General features: G+C 36.8%; 17 protein-coding genes, 2 tRNA genes, 1 other RNA gene and 2 pseudogenes. 9 read left to right on the top strand and 13 right to left on the bottom strand.

The window, feature by feature from the left end; genetic code table 11:
* Nucleotide 1: 1 nt before the first annotated feature.
* Both MIDI_RS04395 and MIDI_RS04390 read right to left on the bottom strand, forming a co-directional pair.
* Nucleotides 2-1,303 (bottom strand): AarF/UbiB family protein, encoded by a 1,302-nt coding sequence (locus tag MIDI_RS04395; RefSeq protein ID WP_013951376.1) that lies wholly within the window; start codon nucleotides 1,301-1,303, stop codon nucleotides 2-4.
* Nucleotides 1,304-1,307: 4 nt separating this feature from the next.
* Nucleotides 1,308-2,072: a cytochrome c1 gene (locus MIDI_RS04390; RefSeq protein ID WP_013951375.1), complete on the bottom strand. Its 765-nt coding sequence runs from the start codon at nucleotides 2,070-2,072 to the stop codon at nucleotides 1,308-1,310.
* 593 nt (nucleotides 2,073-2,665) lie between these two features.
* On the opposite strand from MIDI_RS04390, the gene MIDI_RS04385 reads away from it, so the two are divergent.
* Nucleotides 2,666-2,742, top strand: a tRNA-Lys gene (locus tag MIDI_RS04385).
* Between the two features lie 661 nt (nucleotides 2,743-3,403).
* A tRNA-Met gene (locus MIDI_RS04380) sits at nucleotides 3,404-3,480 on the top strand.
* Nucleotides 3,481-3,739: 259 nt separating this feature from the next.
* Here MIDI_RS04380 and MIDI_RS04375 read toward each other — a convergent pair.
* The 4 genes from MIDI_RS04375 to yajC are packed head-to-tail and all read right to left on the bottom strand — an operon-like array spanning nucleotide 3,740 to nucleotide 5,392.
* Nucleotides 3,740-4,273, bottom strand: a complete 534-nt coding sequence (locus MIDI_RS04375) for a NuoB/complex I 20 kDa subunit family protein (protein ID WP_013951374.1) — start codon at nucleotides 4,271-4,273, stop codon at nucleotides 3,740-3,742.
* Nucleotides 4,274-4,279: 6 nt separating this feature from the next.
* Complete coding sequence (ndhC, locus tag MIDI_RS04370) at nucleotides 4,280-4,648, bottom strand: NADH-quinone oxidoreductase subunit A (RefSeq protein ID WP_013951373.1); 369 nt, start codon at nucleotides 4,646-4,648, stop codon at nucleotides 4,280-4,282.
* Between the two features lie 13 nt (nucleotides 4,649-4,661).
* Entirely contained in the window at nucleotides 4,662-4,994 is a 333-nt protein-coding gene (locus MIDI_RS04365) for a ferredoxin family 2Fe-2S iron-sulfur cluster binding protein (RefSeq protein WP_013951372.1), read from the bottom strand.
* Nucleotides 4,995-4,996: 2 nt separating this feature from the next.
* The gene (gene yajC / locus MIDI_RS04360; RefSeq protein WP_237697339.1) at nucleotides 4,997-5,392 is read right to left on the bottom strand and encodes a preprotein translocase subunit YajC; all 396 of its coding nucleotides are present in this window, start codon (nucleotides 5,390-5,392) and stop codon (nucleotides 4,997-4,999) included.
* A 112-nt stretch (nucleotides 5,393-5,504) separates the two neighbouring features.
* Between yajC and MIDI_RS06360 the strand changes: the two genes are divergently transcribed.
* The 3 genes from MIDI_RS06360 (at nucleotide 5,505) to MIDI_RS04345 (ending at nucleotide 8,259) form a co-directional block, all read left to right on the top strand.
* On the top strand, nucleotides 5,505-6,488 hold the full coding sequence (locus MIDI_RS06360; protein WP_013951370.1) for a peptidoglycan recognition protein family protein: 984 nt from the start codon (nucleotides 5,505-5,507) through the stop codon (nucleotides 6,486-6,488).
* Between the two features lie 29 nt (nucleotides 6,489-6,517).
* Nucleotides 6,518-7,270, top strand: a complete 753-nt coding sequence (ubiE, locus tag MIDI_RS04350) for a bifunctional demethylmenaquinone methyltransferase/2-methoxy-6-polyprenyl-1,4-benzoquinol methylase UbiE (protein ID WP_013951369.1) — start codon at nucleotides 6,518-6,520, stop codon at nucleotides 7,268-7,270.
* 134 nt (nucleotides 7,271-7,404) lie between these two features.
* Nucleotides 7,405-8,259, top strand: coding sequence for an LD-carboxypeptidase (locus MIDI_RS04345; protein WP_052567705.1), 855 nt, complete (start codon nucleotides 7,405-7,407; stop codon nucleotides 8,257-8,259).
* A gap of 13 nt (nucleotides 8,260-8,272) precedes the next feature.
* On the opposite strand, the gene MIDI_RS09830 is transcribed toward MIDI_RS04345, so the two are convergent.
* The 4 genes and pseudogenes from MIDI_RS09830 to dnaX form a co-directional block, all read right to left on the bottom strand.
* Complete coding sequence (locus tag MIDI_RS09830) at nucleotides 8,273-9,319, bottom strand: 3-deoxy-D-manno-octulosonic acid transferase (protein ID WP_320408582.1); 1,047 nt, start codon at nucleotides 9,317-9,319, stop codon at nucleotides 8,273-8,275.
* 16 nt (nucleotides 9,320-9,335) lie between these two features.
* A pseudogene (locus tag MIDI_RS10330) lies at nucleotides 9,336-9,392 on the bottom strand (hypothetical protein); the annotation flags it as partial.
* Between the two features lie 151 nt (nucleotides 9,393-9,543).
* Nucleotides 9,544-9,849, bottom strand: a complete 306-nt coding sequence (locus tag MIDI_RS04335) for a YbaB/EbfC family nucleoid-associated protein (RefSeq protein WP_013951366.1) — start codon at nucleotides 9,847-9,849, stop codon at nucleotides 9,544-9,546.
* Between the two features lie 77 nt (nucleotides 9,850-9,926).
* Nucleotides 9,927-11,462 (bottom strand): DNA polymerase III subunit gamma/tau, encoded by a 1,536-nt coding sequence (gene dnaX, locus MIDI_RS04330; RefSeq protein ID WP_013951365.1) that lies wholly within the window; start codon nucleotides 11,460-11,462, stop codon nucleotides 9,927-9,929.
* A 97-nt stretch (nucleotides 11,463-11,559) separates the two neighbouring features.
* Between dnaX and MIDI_RS04325 the strand changes: the two genes are divergently transcribed.
* Nucleotides 11,560-11,901 carry a hypothetical protein gene (locus MIDI_RS04325; protein ID WP_013951364.1) on the top strand — a complete coding sequence of 114 codons (342 nt, stop codon included), beginning with the start codon at nucleotides 11,560-11,562 and terminating at the stop codon, nucleotides 11,899-11,901.
* A gap of 46 nt (nucleotides 11,902-11,947) precedes the next feature.
* Nucleotides 11,948-12,283: pseudogene (locus MIDI_RS07270) on the top strand (DNA-processing protein DprA); the annotation flags it as partial.
* Between the two features lie 371 nt (nucleotides 12,284-12,654).
* Here the strand turns inward: MIDI_RS07270 and MIDI_RS09085 are convergent.
* The 3 genes from MIDI_RS09085 to ssrA form a co-directional block, all read right to left on the bottom strand.
* Nucleotides 12,655-12,774: an integrin alpha gene (locus tag MIDI_RS09085; protein ID WP_083809641.1), complete on the bottom strand. Its 120-nt coding sequence runs from the start codon at nucleotides 12,772-12,774 to the stop codon at nucleotides 12,655-12,657.
* Between the two features lie 38 nt (nucleotides 12,775-12,812).
* Nucleotides 12,813-13,187, bottom strand: coding sequence for an HIT domain-containing protein (locus MIDI_RS04315; protein ID WP_013951362.1), 375 nt, complete (start codon nucleotides 13,185-13,187; stop codon nucleotides 12,813-12,815).
* A 21-nt stretch (nucleotides 13,188-13,208) separates the two neighbouring features.
* Nucleotides 13,209-13,530, bottom strand: a transfer-messenger RNA (tmRNA) gene (gene ssrA / locus MIDI_RS07260).
* A 130-nt stretch (nucleotides 13,531-13,660) separates the two neighbouring features.
* Between ssrA and sucC the strand changes: the two genes are divergently transcribed.
* The gene (gene sucC, locus MIDI_RS04310; protein WP_013951360.1) at nucleotides 13,661-14,827 is read left to right on the top strand and encodes an ADP-forming succinate--CoA ligase subunit beta; all 1,167 of its coding nucleotides are present in this window, start codon (nucleotides 13,661-13,663) and stop codon (nucleotides 14,825-14,827) included.
* A gap of 4 nt (nucleotides 14,828-14,831) precedes the next feature.
* Nucleotides 14,832-15,713 carry a succinate--CoA ligase subunit alpha gene (sucD, locus tag MIDI_RS04305; protein ID WP_041185489.1) on the top strand — a complete coding sequence of 294 codons (882 nt, stop codon included), beginning with the start codon at nucleotides 14,832-14,834 and terminating at the stop codon, nucleotides 15,711-15,713.
* Nucleotides 15,714-15,722 lie beyond the last annotated feature (9 nt).

The following is a 15,722-nucleotide window of genomic DNA, read 5'->3' as shown; positions in this document are numbered from 1 at the left end:
GTTAGTATTTTTGGAGCAAGCGCCCTCTAATTCCAAGATTTGATTTAGCCCATTTCTTTATCCACGGTTTGATCAATAACCAAATATTAGTCTGATCATCCAAGTAAATACTAATGCCTTCAACTGTCATCATGGTTTTTTGTAATAAAAGTAAAGGAGCTTGGATTTCCATATTAAAGTTTTTCGCGGTTTCAAATAGCTGCTTCAACAGAGCTGATATCGAAACTTGATTTGGGGGCTTATTTAAAACTGTTTCACCAATACTACGACAACTGAGTGCAAATACATTGATGGATTCGGATTTTGGAAAATATCCTGCCTCTAGATGCAATTTAGCAACTAAATCATAATTGCGCTCCAAAAAACTTTTGAGAATTTCAGCAATGAATAATTTATTCATATGGTCAAGGTGCCCCATTATACCAAAGTCTAGAAATATTATATCTTCATTGGCGTTAACTAAAACGTTGCCTGGATGTAGATCAGCATGGAAAAACCCGTCCCTATAAGCTTGATTGAAGAAAGTAACAGCAAATTTTTTAACAATACTTTCTATATTAAAGCCTGCAGACAGGAGACGCTCACGGTCATACAATGGTATACCGTCGATCCACTCTAACACAAGAATGTTATTAGTGGTATATTTCCAAAATATTTTGGGGACGTAAACATTTTCATCATGAATTAAATTTTCCCTTAATTTGTCAGCAGACGCGGCCTCTATCCGCAGGTCCATTTCAAGTAATGAGGTTTTTTCTATTCTTGAAATAACTTCCTCAATTTTTAACCTTTTTACATTAAAGATCTTTTGAGTTAACCTTCCTACAAATCTAAGCAAAGATAAATTACTCTTAAATTTTGCCTCGATACCTGGCTTCAGCACCTTGATTGCGACTACCTCATTATTTATGGTTTCAGCTTTATGAACTTGCGCTATAGAAGCTGCTGCTACTGCAACATGGTCTATATATTTAAATTCATTGATTGCAATAGATTTAGAAAGAATTGCATTTATTTGACTAAAATCGCAAGTTGGAAGGCTATCTTGAAGTTTCTCTAAGTTTCTACTTACAATATCTCCCACTATATCTGGCCTTGTAGCTAAGAATTGGCCAGTTTTTATAAAGGCTGGACCAAATTTTGGTAAGATGGAGACAATTTTCTTGCTTATTTTGTCGAGGAGTATTTTTTTTCCTTCTGGAGTTTTAATACGCTTTAATCTGATAAAATCAATAAGCAAACCTTCTGTTACTATGGTAAAAATGAGTGAATATAATCTGAAGGTGTTTAACAAGACTTGCATTAAATTACTTAACGTTTTTCCAGATACGCTTCTTAGCCAAGTAAAATAAAAATGTAAATATTGCAAGGAATATCATAACACTTATTCCTATATTTTTTCGTTTTTCCATTTCAGGCTCAGCTGCCCATTGTAAGAAGTTTACTACATCCTTTGCCATTTGCTCTATAGTTGCCTCCGTTCCATCAGAATAAGAAACTTGTCCATCTTTGGTTAGGGGAGGGGCCATAGCAAGCTGGCTACCGCCACCTGCAAAATAAGGGTTATAATACATATTCTCACCTAAATGAAAGCCTGCTGGAGGAGTGCTAAAACCAGTTAAAAGGGAGTATACATAATTCGCTCCATCAGCTCGTGCTTTGATTATCAATGACAAATCAGGTGGATATGCGCCATTATTAGCAGCTCTTGCCGCCTTTTCATTAGCATAAGGACCTGAGATTTGGTCTGAAGGTCTTGCGGGTCTTTCAAACATTTCGCCATCATCGCTAGGCCCGTCATTCACTGAGTATTCGGCAGCTAGCGATTTGATTTCGGCCTCAGAAAACCCTATTTCGGCAAAATTCCTAAACGCTAGTCTGTCTACCGAATGGCAGGCAGAACACACCTCTTTAAAGACTTTAAAGCCTCTTTGAATGGACTGTCTATCAAATGTTCCAGTTATTCCGTCAAAAGGCCATTCAATTTGTTTTGGCTTCGCAACATCCTCCATTGCATTGGCGTTAATACTGAAGATGATAAAAAGTAGATAATAAAAAATGTTTTTTGCCATTTTAAATTCAATAAATATTCATTAGGTGTTATTTAGTATATTATTTTAATGGAGAGGAAAAATTTTCATATTGCATTGCAGCAAATTGTAGTATGATCCTATATGTATGTTTTCTAAGAATTGGTAAAAATTATGATTAATGCTTACGCAAATTTTGCTCAAGAATTTATTTGAGGCATATAGCAATAAAATGAATATGGCCACTGACGGATTTGAGAAGGCAAATAAACAGAAATAATTCCGGCTATGTATGTTTATTCTAAATCTGCTAGAGCAGTAAGGAGGGGGAGTTGTGCTTTGGTAATTTGAGCTATGTCTTTTTTGTCGTGTCTGGTGTTTTTAATTCACTATAAGGTGTTGAAGTGCTGTCTTGGTCAGGGTTTTCTTTTAAAGTTTAAAGCTTTCTCGATAAAGGAGATCGCAGTGTAGTTCAAGTGTGTGAAGATGTATACGTTGGCTTATTATGTATAAATCCCAAAAGAGTAGGTTTTTTTGGGGGGGGGGTGTGGTAAAAAGTCAGAGAAATTTGCCTTTATAGCTAAAATAAACTTGTGTTATTGTTTTGAAGTTGTTATAAAGGCCAGGCCAGGTTTGATCCCGTAGCTCAGGCCGGTAGAGCAACTGACTTTTAATCAGTAGGTCACGCGTTCGAATCGCGTCGGGATCGCCACATCTCTGTGCATCTCTATACATAAAATGGAAAGACTCAAATTAGCAGTGTGGTTATTTTTGGCGTCCTTATCTTTTATAGGAGGGGCTTTCGTTTTAAAAGAAAGGACAATTATTTGACTGAGCTTGGGTGCTAAAAAGGTTCTGTTGGAATTTACCTAGTCAATTTAGATAGAGCTCAAGGTAGGTTGCGAAAAGTTCTGCCATTAATAGAAGTTGTGGGTTTTCCTGTAACTAGAATTTCCGCGGTTGATGGCAAAGAATTGCCTAAAGAGTATATCGACTCAGTGGTGGATTATAAATTATAAATCTTATAGAAATTTCATTGCTCATTATCCGGAGCCCGGGACTGTAGGTTGTTATTTGAGCCACTTAAAAGCCTGGGAAGAAGAGTTGGATCTCAAGTTTACCGGCGTAGAAGCAAGAATAGTCTACCAAACCTTTTGGGATTCTTACATAAAGGACAGCACGTTATAATTCATAGGGCTACATATGAAATAAAATCCGCTATAATGCGTTTCGTGCACAGCTTTATATAATACCTTTAATAACCTTACGTTGCAGAGAAGGAAAACAAATCTTATAAAAATTAATAATAAATATTCAAATAATACTTCTTGATAGAAGGCCCTTTCAGTGATATAAGTTCCTCACCTAATTGACGCGGGGTGGAGCAGCTTGGTAGCTCGTCAGGCTCATAACCTGAAGGTCGCTGGTTCAAATCCAGCCCCCGCAACCAGATTTCACTAGGGTTTCAAGAAAAGTCTACATCTCAAGAAATAATTTCCGTTGCCGTGGGCACCGTTGCAGCTTGTCTGATATGGTTTTAAAGAAGCTGTGTAACCGTTAAGTTCTTCTCAATTTCACGATAAATAAGAAAAGTGGTTCCCCTAGTAGAAATATCTTGTTTGATTGATGATTTTTGCAAGCAATAACTCACGCACCAAAGAGGATCTCTAAGAAACTTCGCAGAGACAAAGGAAACGAGATGAATTATATTACCGCTGGATTATAGAACCAGCTCTTTTAATTTTGCGTTGCAACACAAATAACCCATATAAGAGTGCCTCAGCAGTTGGTGGACAACCTGGAACATATACATCCACTGGAACTATCCTGTCACACCCTCGAACCACTGAATAGGAATAATGATAATAACCTCCACCGTTAGCGCAACTGCCCATTGAAACAACCCAACGGGGTTCAGGCATTTGATCATAAACTTTACGGAGCGCAGAGGCCATTTTGTTAGTTAGCGTTCCAGCAACAATCATAACATCAGATTGCCGAGGAGTTGGTCTGAAAAGCATACCGTATTTATCCATGTCATACCTGCTTGCTGCTGTTTGCATCATTTCAACGGCGCAACATGCAAGCCCAAAGGTCATGGGCCATAAAGACGAACTCCTCGCCCAGTTAGCGACCTTATCTATTTGAGCAATAATAAACCCCCGATCCTGAATTTCTTCAACCGCTTGGTTCAGCATCGTATCTTGTTGTTTTTGAATAAAAAATTTCGTTGGATTTAACATAAAAACCTACTCCCAATCAAGAGCCCCTTTTTTCCATTCATAAATAAAACCTATGGTTAAAATAAACAGAAAGACCATCATAGAAACAAAACCCACGATCCCAATTTGTTGCATTACTAAGGCCCACGGAAACAAAAATGCGATTTCTAAATCAAATATAATAAAAAGAATTGAGACCAAATAAAACCTCACATCAAACCGTGACTGTTTGTTAGGGTCAAAAGTCTCAAATCCGCACTCATACTGAGATAACTTTTCCTTATCATCCCTTATCGAAGCTGCAAAAAATGGAACTATCAATAGAGCAAAGGCAAGGGCGAAAGCGATAACCAGAAATATTAATATCGGCATGTATTGGTATGGCAGGCCACTCATATAAACTCCTCCTCTAACCAAGCATTATATTCTTCGTTGCCGCTGGCAATCTAACAGTTATTCCATCCAGCTTTTCGGTCATTATAATCTGACAACCTAACCTAGAAGTTTTTGTTAACCCAAAGGCAAAGTCTAACATATCTTCCTCCTCTTCTTTCGCTGGGTCAAGCTTTTTTATATCTTTTTCGTCAATTATTACGTGACAAGTAGAACAAGCTAGAGACCCTTCACATGCTCCTTCTAAGTCTACCTTATGTTTGTGAGCAATTTCTAATACAGAAAGCCCTACAGGGGCTTCCACCGTTGAAATGGAACCATCCTTGTTTATAAAATTAACTCTTGCCATACCTATTTTTTTGCTTTTTTCCCTACTAGTTTCTCTTCTGAAGCAACAAGTTTCTTCGCCACTTCATCTTTAATCAGTTCAGTAACGGACTCTCGACGGATCCTTATTTTAACATCTGGAGCAATCTCAACGCTTAATATATGCTCTTCATCACTTTTTACGATTGTCCCAATTATTCCACCACCAAAAACCATGGTGCTGCCTTTTTCTAAGGCCTTTATCATATTTTGATGTTCCCTCATTTTTTTCTGTTGAGGGCGTAGTAATAAAAAATAAAAAACAATCATTATTAAAGCAATTGGCATTAAATTGCTTAAGAGAGAACCACTTGATAATGACGCGGCCTCTGCAGCAAAAGCTTCAACAACGAACAAATTTAGCATAAACTTATTACCCAATATATTAAACATTACCTCCGCATTCTATTAAAATAGAATGAAATGGGCAAGAAAATTTTTCCTATCAAAATAATTTTTGCTATGATCTAGCAGCTACTACAGAAATATTTTTATGCACACATTCGACTTTTTAAAGAGAATAGTACCCGATTTTGCCAAAAATTTAGACCTTGACTGGCAAATGTTTCATGTACCTTCGCTAAACTTTAGTGAAAAATCCGCAAGCGAATTAAAAAAATATATCATTTTACACCACACAGAAACAACACAGGAGCAAGATTGCAATTTCCATTCACTATACTTATTAACAAACTCAGACCGCCCAGACGGGGTTAGTTCTCATTACTTAATTTTAAGAGCTGAGGAGTCCGTGAAATATAAATATATAGCGGGAATAATAAATTTAGTGGGTGATGGTAAAAAAGCTTGGCATGCTGGAAGTAGCGAGTGGGCGGACGACATTAATCTTAACGATCTTTCTATTGGCATAGAAATTAATAATAATGGTTTTACTGAAGCTTTTTCTAATGCACAGATGGCCTCTCTTATAGTTTTACTGCATGGTTTAAAAAAGGCCTATGATATTAGCCCATTTAATCTTTTGGGACATGCAGAAATCGCTCCAAATAGAAAATCAGATCCAAGTCATCACTTTAACTGGAAGCTTTTAGCCGACTATGGCTTGGGTTATTTTCCTTTAAAAAGAGGCACAGACGAAATACTGTGTAAAGAAGAAGATAATAATGAAACTGTAAGAGCGGTTCAAAATGATTTATTAATGTGGGGCTATAGGTACTTAAAGGCAGATGGTATTTTTGATGAAGGAATGAAATCGATTGTAGAATCTTTTCAAAGAAGGTATGCACCTGATGAATATATAAATAGCGCGCTGAAAGGCTGTTGGACTAGCAATAGTCAAGTGATTATAAATGAGCTATTAAAAGCAAAAGAAGATTATGCTAACTGTAAGCTAAAAATCGAAATAGATACAGAGAAAATCAAAAAATATAATCCTTTACGGGCGTACTTCTCTCCTTATAAAGATATTTTAGTTGCAATGGGCATGGATTATCTAATAAATATAGAAAAAAATTAAATAAATTAAATCTTTTCCAAATTAAATCTATGGCAGAAGAAAAAGAAGTGAATTTTGGCTTTCAAATCGTTAAGGAAAGCCAAAAGCAAGAAAAAGTGCAAAAAGTATTCAGTGATGTTGCAAAGAAATATGATTTGATGAATGATTTGATGAGCTTCGGGTTGCATCGAATTTGGAAAGAAAAACTTATATCAGAACTCCGACCAGGAAGAGAAGAAATATTATTAGATCTTGCAGGAGGTACGGGGGACATTGCTCTTAAATTTGTTCAAAAGGGTGGCAAAAAAGCTATAATATGCGACCTAAACCAGGAAATGCTGGAATATGGCAACAAGAAACGCTTCAATAAAGGGTTGTATGATTTACCATTAGAAACCATTTATGCGAATGCCGAAGATCTGCCTTTTCAGGACCACACATTTGATTGCTGTACAATTTCGTTTGGAATTCGAAATTTTACCAATATACCAAAAGCTCTAGAGGAGGTGAGGAGGGTTCTAAAGCCCGGGGGAAGGTTCTTATGTTTAGAGTTCTCTCAAGTAGATAATGAGCTTTTACGCAGATTTTATGAATTTTATTCCTTTAATATAATTCCTAAAATAGGTAAATTAGTTGCAAAAAGCGAGGGCCATTATTTATATCTCTCAGAAAGTATAAAGATCTTTCCCAAAGCACAAAAGTTCGCTGATATGATTGAAAAAGCTGGCTTCGAATTTGTTAAGTTCTCTCGTTTAACGTCTGGGATTGTAGCGATACACCTGGGCTATAAAGTCAAAATTTAAATTAAATGTATGTATATGTTTTCCATAATATATATTATCATGTTTTTTGAGGCGCTAGCCGCAATGCACCTCTTTTAAAACCTTAATTAAAAATTTAATTTTAATGCAATTTTAAATGCCCATGATAAGAGTATGTGTATGTTTATAAGAGTGGTTGCTCTCAGCAGTTATTTAGAGAACCAAAAAAGCTTAACTGGCTCTTTGAAGGTTATGGAAAGCATGGGTATAAAAGCTATATAGCTAAAGATATTTTTGCTCCTACCCTTTTTTGTGCAAACACCAGTGAATACCGATTGAATAACTTAGTTGAAACAGTTAATGATACTACTTTTCAGGTTATATGGTGTTTGAGAGGCGGCTACGGCTCAGCTCGGATCTTTACCAAATTAGATGAATTAGTAGAAGAATTAAAGCAACGCCCAACAAAAATTTTTGTTGGATTTAGTGATGCTACCGCTATTAGCTTGTTTTTATACCAAAAGCTTGGTTGGAATACAGTAATTCATGGATTAAACTATAATCAAATATCTGACTCAATGGATGGAAAAAATAATGCAAGAACTTCCAAAGAAATTGTTGGAAAAATTACTGGAGGTAATCTTTCTATTTTGCAGACTAGCATTGGTACAAATTGGGAAATTGGTACCGCAGATAAAATTTTAATTATAGAAGATGTAGCTGAACCACCATACAGAATTGATAGAATGCTTGAACATCTATACCAAGCAAAAAAACTAGATAGCTTAAAAGCAGTAGTTTTTGGGGCTTTTCATCAATGCGGAGACAAAGTAATAGATGCTTTAAATAGAATAGCGTTAGTGCTAGAAAATAAATCTGTACCAGTTTTTAAAACTGAAATGATTGGACATGGTTATTATAACTACCCTTTCATATATGGCAGTAACACAGGAATTATAGCAAACAGTGAAAAAAGAGTTTACAATGAAGCAAGAAGTTCTCTTATCAAAAACTTGGCTAGACTGCCGTGATGTCCCGCATGAATTACGAAATAAGAAATTTATTAATAGTTTCGATATATAAATTCATCACTTCGTCTTGACTTTTTGAGACCTTCAAAGCGTTTTTCTGCACTTTCTTGAGGTATCCATTATCATTAAACAAACTTTTAATTCTCTCATAAAGTTCCTTCTGATTAGAAACAATGATTACTGCTCCTTCTTTTAGAAAACTCTGTACAATTTCAGTAAAATTAAAAGTATGCGGTCCAACTAGTACAGCTAGCCCAAGTTTACCCGGCTCTAGTATGTTATGCCCTCCTCCTTCAACTAAGGAACCGCCAACAAATGCTATTTCCGCTAACCGATAAAAGGTGCCTAGCTCCCCTACCACATTACCGATATATACTTCATCTTTACTATTAATAATATGATTATTGTCAGTATACAACGAAACATTAAGCTTATGACGAGCGGTCATCCTAAGTATCTCGGCCGTTCTGTCTATATGCCTAGGAACTATAACAGTTAAAAGATCTTTATAATGTTGCTTTAACTGTTCGTGCACATTTATAATTATCTCTTCTTCGCCTCTATGAGTACTTGCATATACTACTACCTTACGGTTTCCTATATTTTCCTTTAATTTTTTGAGTAAAGAAGAATTATAAGACATCGGAGGAGCTGCATTTTTCAAATTTCCAAGATAGTGAATATTATCTTGATAAAAAAAGCTAAATCTTTTTAAATCTATGGAAGTACCAGGTAACACTAAATCATAAACTTTGAGCAAACTAGTCATTAAAGATTTTATATTCTTCCACTTAGAAAACGATTGATCCGAAAGTCTTCCGTTAATCAACAACACAGGACTGTGCTTCTTTGCCGTTAACAACAGATTAGGCCAAATTTCTGACTCAGTAAAAATCGACAAATTAGGTTTCCAATGCTTAAAAAATTTTTCAACAATGAAGGGTACATCTATTGGCAAATACTGATGTATCGAATTCGGTATCTTAGCTTTTTTGAAAACCTCTGCTGCAGTAACGGTAGTGGTGGTAATCAAAAAAATTCTCTGTAGGAAATTTCTTATGATAAAGCTTAATAAGGGGTGTTATAATACTGATCTCGCCCACACTAACCGCATGAAACCACATTAAATTTCCTTCAGGTTTTTTTAACCGATACCACTGCTAATTTCTCTAGGTACCGTCCCTCTTCCTCTTTCCCCTTTTTGATTCTCTTTTTAAGCAGTAGAAGCCAAATTGGATATAACAAAAGAGATACAAGTCTATATAAGTGTAAATATAGCATTAGCTAAGACATCATTTTCATCATATCCGGAGGCAGCCCTAAACTGCTCATACTTTGATTAACAAGTTCGTCTGCTTTTCTTCTAGCATCACTGAGCGCTGCACATATTAAATCTTCAAGAACCTCAACTTCTTCAGGATTCATTAAATCTTTATTTATGTTAACCTTTTTGATCACTACTTTTGCAGTTGTCACACAAGTAACAAGCCCTCCTCCTGCTGATCCTATAACCTCTACATTTTCAAGTTGTTGTTGCATATCATTCATTTTTTTTTGAAGCATCTGTGCTTGTTTCATCATGTGTTTCATATCTCCTCTTAGATTTAACGGTTAACGAACTTTAATATCAATTATCTTGCTTCCTGTAAAGTGATTCAAAACTTCCTTTACCATATCATTGCTGGCAATAGCTTCTTTTTTTCCTTTTGTTGTTGTTTATTTTGCAACCCTACCGTTAAAGCCTTATCTTTAACCAACTCAATATGCCACTCTATTTTTGTAGTCTCTTTTAGCTTCTTTTTCAGCATATTCACCAAACCATGAGGCGAATAATTTAGTGGATTAATCTTCATCATCCCTTCCTCAAATTCTACTATAGCAACTTCATTATGTAGCATATAATAAAGATCTAATTCGTTCTTTTCGTATAAGATAGTTAACAGGTTGTCTACATCATTAACTTTCGGGCTAGGTCCAGTATCCTGAACTGGAGCTGGTTTGCTTTCACTCGGCTTATCGTCATCTAGCTTACTGTTCTCTAATTTGCTCAAAATTTCTTCAGGCGTTATGGAAGCATTTAAGTAGCATAATCTAATTAATACCATTTCTAAAGCTTGCAAAGGCATTATAGAGGTTTTAACCTCCTCAAGGCCTTTCAGCAACATTTGCCAACTTCGTGCTAAAAAAGATATTTGTAGTAATTGTATTTTTTCTAACTGCGACTGACTAAAGCCTGTAATATAATTAGCGTCACCTAGAGTTTTAAATTTAGATATTTCATAAACCAATTCTAATAATTGATTAGCAATCATTACTGGATCACCGCCAGAATTGTAAAGGTTAGCAACTAAATTTAATAACTCTTCTACATCTCCTGCAATCAAATACATGAACAGTTCAATTATCTGTACCTTATTATTTATACAGAGCATATCCCTTATTAACTCACCCTTTATAGTCCCATGGCTCAAAGCAATAGCTTGATCTAAAATAGACAACCCATCTCTTACTGATCCATCAGCTGCTTTTACTATAAGATCAATTGCTTCATTCTCTATACTGATATTCTCTTGTTTTAGAATATTTAGATAATGGCTTTTTAAAACTTCTGTTGAAACGCGTCGTAAATCAAATCTTTGGCAGCGCGATAGAATTGTTAGCGGAATCTTCTGAATTTCAGTGGTTGCAAATATAAAAATTAAATGCTGCGGCGGCTCCTCTAAAGTTTTCAATAAAGCATTGAATGCGCTTGTTGAAAGCATATGTACTTCATCTATTATATATGCTCTAAAACGAGATGATACAGGAGCGTAATAGGCATTTTCTATTATAACCCTTACATCATTAACACTAGTATGACTTGCAGCGTCCATCTCCAAAATATCTGTATGTTGAGAAGACGCAATACTAACACAACTATCACACCTTTCGCAGGGGCTAAGACTTTCATTTTGCAGATCAATACTTTGGCAATTCATTATTTTCGTGATAATTCTTGCTGTGGTAGTCTTCCCCGTCCCTCTAATCCCAGTTAATAATATAGCATGAGGGAACCTATTCATTTTTATAGCATTAGTTAAAGTCCTAACTAAAATATCTTGACCAATCAACTCGTTAAAAGACTTAGGTCGATACTTTCGTGCCAATACCTTATAGGATTTATTTTTGTTTAACTCTTCTTGAATAAATAATGAATCTTGCATTTTATTAAAATTTCTTTAACATTGGGCTCAGTGAAATTATCCCAATGATAGTGATTTTTTCTCTTGATTGCAATAAATTAGGTTTGAAATACAAGTGATGTCAAAGTTTTTTGAGAGTGTTTATGAAGAGCAGTTAAAGCTTGTGTCATGGCTAAAACTGGCTCGTACTCCTGGAGTTTCAGCAAAAACGTTTTTTGAATTAATCAATATTTTTGGTTCAAGCGAACTTGCGCTTTCAAATTTGAATTCTATGGCAAGAGCAGGTGGCAGCAAAAAGAACCTAGAAATCCCAAGCGATGCAGCAATCGAATTAGAGATTTCCCAATGTGAAAGTTATAATACTTCGATTATATGTGCATTTGAAGGGTTACTTACATTAGCTGAAGAGCTGGCTTCTAATTTAAGTAGCGCTGGGTGTACACTATTATTTTTGGATTAGCACGCGGAATTGACGCAGCAGCACTCAAAAATTTGGAGCCGGAGCTGTTCCGCAACATTTTCCTCAAAGAAATAGAATAATATCTGGCCTATCTTCAGGTGTAGTTGTCCATAGAAGCGGCAAAAAGCTCCGGCACTTTAAAATTACCCCGCAAGAACAAGCTCGAGAAGTATTTGCGGTACCCGGTTCTTCGTTTGATATATGCTGCTCTGGTACTAATGCATTAATAAAAAACGGCGCAATTCTAGTTGAAAAAGCAGAAGATGTTATAGAGGAATTAGAATCAAATAAATGTAACCCGTTAGCATTCAAAGATAAGGATGCCAAATTTCACACTACGAAAAGCTCTGCAACTAAGAACGAACACCCCTTCAGACGCTGAGCTAAGTAAATACAGAGAAAAAGTATTAGAGCTTATACCCTATGATCCGATACGCGTAAATTATGCTAGTTAATTTTATTATTTTAGAATTAGAACTGGCTGGCAGGGTTTCAAGGATATATGGAAATAATATAGTCAGGATTCCATGATACCAGATCAATATTCATAATACCAATATTCATATAATGCTTCTGCGTGAACTATGTAAACTTGTCCTGCATCGGTTCTGCCAAGAGGGGGGTGGGGGCCCCCATGACAATGTAATTTTTACCATTGAAAGTATGTCTGAGGCGCTAGTAAAAGAAGATCTGCCAAACACCACATATGCGCGACCTGCGCTACGGCTTTTACCCAGATCTCCATCTAGTATATCAAGCACCAGGAGCACCAATAATGATATCACTTTTGCTATCACCATTCATATCTCCAGACGCTACAACAGACATGCCTGCATAATCACCAGCCGTGATGCCATCAACAGCGCGCGGCAAAAATTGTTGAGTTTAATAGAGATGAAAGGGTCCAGTTTTTAAGTATGAAAATTGTCGCCAGCAACCAACACACCCAACCGTTTTTTACCCAAAATGTGAATATGAAAGTGCGGTACTGCTTGCATGCCATCAGCCCCACAATTGGATATCATTCGATAGCCAGAATTTTCAATTTTTAATATCTCAATAACTTTTTGGACAGAAATAAAAAAGCCAACCATAAAATCATGATTAGCGGTACTAATAAAATGACTAAAAGAAATAAATTCTCCTTTTGGAATGACAAGTACATGTACCGGTGCCGATGGATGTAAATCATGAAAAGCTAGAGTATATTGATCTTCATAAACTTTTCTACAAGGAGCTTCATTCCTTAATATTTTTGCAAATATGTTCCGCTGATCGTAAGTCATATTCATACTCACACAAAAATTTGTGGGCTTTTCTGTTGCCCGGCAAGCCCAAACCGCGCTAACTAGCTCATGTTATGCTGCTTGAAGAGCTGGCACAAAGTCGCTATTAGCAGGTACAAACTTATTGTTTGCATTTACTTTTTTTGATCCATTACGGCGGTATCTTACCGAGTAAAAGTAACTTTTTTTAATATCTGTCGAAGCTAGCTCACCCCCCATAAACTTCGCAGGTGGAGGTGCCGGGTACCGCCCCCGAGTCCAAAATACCCATTATAAGTTACGTTTATCACCATAGCCTATTGAGCCCCCTCATTTTACAAGAATCTTTCAGAAAGTCAATTTAAATACAAAAAATGGTAAAAATGTAAGAAAAATCATAGAATGTATTTATTATCGAGTTGAAATTAGTTGTCGTCACATGTAGAATGGGCGTGTTAGTCTTGGTTGATGAGACGTAATTTTGGGGAATTTTGATGAACATACACGAATATCAAGCTAAAGATCTTCTCTCAAAATATGGGGTTAGGGTTCCTGGGGGACGCGTAGCTTTTTCACCTTCTGAGGCAGAGTCTGTAGCTAAGAAATTGGATACCAAAGTTTGGGTGGTTAAAGCACAAATACATGCGGGCGGACGTGGTAAGGCTGGCGGAGTAAAGGTGCTCAGGGATATCGCTTTAGTAAAACCAACTGCCGAGTCTATGTTGGGTATGAGGCTTGTTACCCAGCAGACTGGACCAGAAGGCAAAATAGTTAAAAGAGTATATATTGAGGCAGGCTCCGACATTAAGAAGGAGTATTATTTCTCCATCATCGTTGATCGCAATACTAGCTCCGTAGTACTGATATCTTCAACAGAAGGTGGAATGGATATAGAGGAAGTGGCTGCAAAATCTCCAGGAAAAATCATCAGAGTTGTAATAGATACTGTTATGGGTTTACAAGATTTTCATATTGGAAAAATCATTTCGGCATTTAAATTTACTCCTGCTCAAGGCAAAAGATTTGCGCCATTTGTTAAATCTTTGTATAAGGCCTTTATTGAAACTGATGCGAGTCAAATTGAAGTAAATCCGTTAATTGAAACTAACGATGGCGAATTTGTGGCGTTAGATGCAAAATTTAATTTTGATCCCAACGCTCTTTATAGGCACTCAGATATTGCCCTTCTAGACGATCCTGATGAAAGAGATCCCCTGGAAGTTCAAGCTGCAGATTTTGACCTAAACTACGTAAAAATGGACGGTAATATAGGTTGTATGGTCAACGGTGCAGGCCTTGCAATGGCAACTATGGATATTATACAGCTGCACGGGGGAAAGCCCGCGAATTTCCTTGATGTTGGCGGAAGTGCAACTACTGAAAAAGTGACCGAAGCATTTAAGATTATTACCGCAGACCAGGAAGTTAAGGGCATTTTAATTAACATCTTTGGTGGTATAATGCGCTGTGATGTTATTGCTAGTGGTGTTGTAACTGCTGCAAAAGAAGTTGGCATTAAGGTACCAGTTGTAGTGCGTTTAGAAGGCACGAATGCAGAAAAAGGTAGAGAGATCATCAATAATTCTGGATTAGCTGTAGAATCTGCTAGTGATTTAATTGATGCTGCTGAAAAGATAGTTAAGGCAATTGGGGTAAAATAAGATTATGTCGATATTAGTTAATTCCACGACCAAAGTAATATGCCAAGGTTTTACCGGACAACAAGGTACATTTCACTCTGAAAAAGCCATAGAGTATGGAACAAAAATGGTCGGAGGAGTGACCCCTGGAAAGGGAGGTACGCCCCACCTAAATTTACCAGTTTTTAATACAGTTGAAGAAGCAGTTCTTAAAACTGGTGCTGATGCTTCCGTGATATATGTTCCTCCTGCATTTGCAGCAAATGCCGTATTGGAAGCAATTGATGCAGGCATTAGGCTGGTTATTTGTATTACAGAAGGTGTCCCAGTTCTCGACATGATGAGGGTAAAAAGAGCGCTAGTTGGATCTAAAGCCAGGTTAATTGGCCCTAATTGCCCAGGCGTTATTACTCCAGAAGAGTGCAAAATCGGCATTATGCCAGGGTATATACATAAAAAAGGGAAAGTCGGCATCGTTTCACGATCTGGTACTCTAACCTATGAGGCAGTAGCGCAGACTACTGCAGTTGGCTTGGGACAGTCAACTTGTGTGGGAATCGGCGGTGACCCGATAAATGGGACTAATTTCGTTGACACTATTGAAATGTTTTTTAACGATCCAGAAACCGAAGCTGTTGTGATGATTGGAGAAATCGGTGGAAATGCTGAGGCTGATGCTGCTCATTTTATAAAAAATAGCAAGGTAAAAAAACCCGTGGTTGGTTTTATTGCTGGGCGTACTGCCCCGCCTGGTAAAAGGATGGGACATGCTGGCGCTATCATTTCTGGGGGAGGCGATAGCGCTGAAAGTAAAATTGAAATCCTGAAAAGTGCGGGAGTAGTTATATCAGAGTCTCCTGGCTTGATAGGTAAGACTCTTCTACAAATTATACAAAATAAATCTTGAGTACGATTT

The organism is Candidatus Midichloria mitochondrii IricVA (assembly GCF_000219355.1).
GTDB classification, from domain to species: domain Bacteria; phylum Pseudomonadota; class Alphaproteobacteria; order Rickettsiales; family Midichloriaceae; genus Midichloria; species Midichloria mitochondrii.
This window is presented reverse-complemented; position numbering and strand designations above follow the sequence as displayed.

Excerpts from the sequence above, each read along its gene's own strand:
- MIDI_RS04395 (WP_013951376.1), bottom strand. The coding sequence starts at position 1,303 with ATGCAAGTCTTGTTAAACACCTTCAGATTATATTCACTCATTTTTACC.
- MIDI_RS04390 (WP_013951375.1), bottom strand. The coding sequence starts at position 2,072 with ATGGCAAAAAACATTTTTTATTATCTACTTTTTATCATCTTCAGTATT.
- MIDI_RS04375 (WP_013951374.1), bottom strand. The coding sequence starts at position 4,273 with ATGTTAAATCCAACGAAATTTTTTATTCAAAAACAACAAGATACGATG.
- ndhC (WP_013951373.1), bottom strand. The coding sequence starts at position 4,648 with ATGAGTGGCCTGCCATACCAATACATGCCGATATTAATATTTCTGGTT.
- MIDI_RS04365 (WP_013951372.1), bottom strand. The coding sequence starts at position 4,994 with ATGGCAAGAGTTAATTTTATAAACAAGGATGGTTCCATTTCAACGGTG.
- MIDI_RS06360 (WP_013951370.1), top strand. The coding sequence starts at position 5,505 with ATGCACACATTCGACTTTTTAAAGAGAATAGTACCCGATTTTGCCAAA.
- ubiE (WP_013951369.1), top strand. The coding sequence starts at position 6,518 with ATGGCAGAAGAAAAAGAAGTGAATTTTGGCTTTCAAATCGTTAAGGAA.
- MIDI_RS04335 (WP_013951366.1), bottom strand. The coding sequence starts at position 9,849 with ATGAAACACATGATGAAACAAGCACAGATGCTTCAAAAAAAAATGAAT.
- dnaX (WP_013951365.1), bottom strand. The coding sequence starts at position 11,462 with ATGCAAGATTCATTATTTATTCAAGAAGAGTTAAACAAAAATAAATCC.
- MIDI_RS04325 (WP_013951364.1), top strand. The coding sequence starts at position 11,560 with ATGTCAAAGTTTTTTGAGAGTGTTTATGAAGAGCAGTTAAAGCTTGTG.
- MIDI_RS04315 (WP_013951362.1), bottom strand. The coding sequence starts at position 13,187 with ATGACTTACGATCAGCGGAACATATTTGCAAAAATATTAAGGAATGAA.
- sucC (WP_013951360.1), top strand. The coding sequence starts at position 13,661 with ATGAACATACACGAATATCAAGCTAAAGATCTTCTCTCAAAATATGGG.
- sucD (WP_041185489.1), top strand. The coding sequence starts at position 14,832 with ATGTCGATATTAGTTAATTCCACGACCAAAGTAATATGCCAAGGTTTT.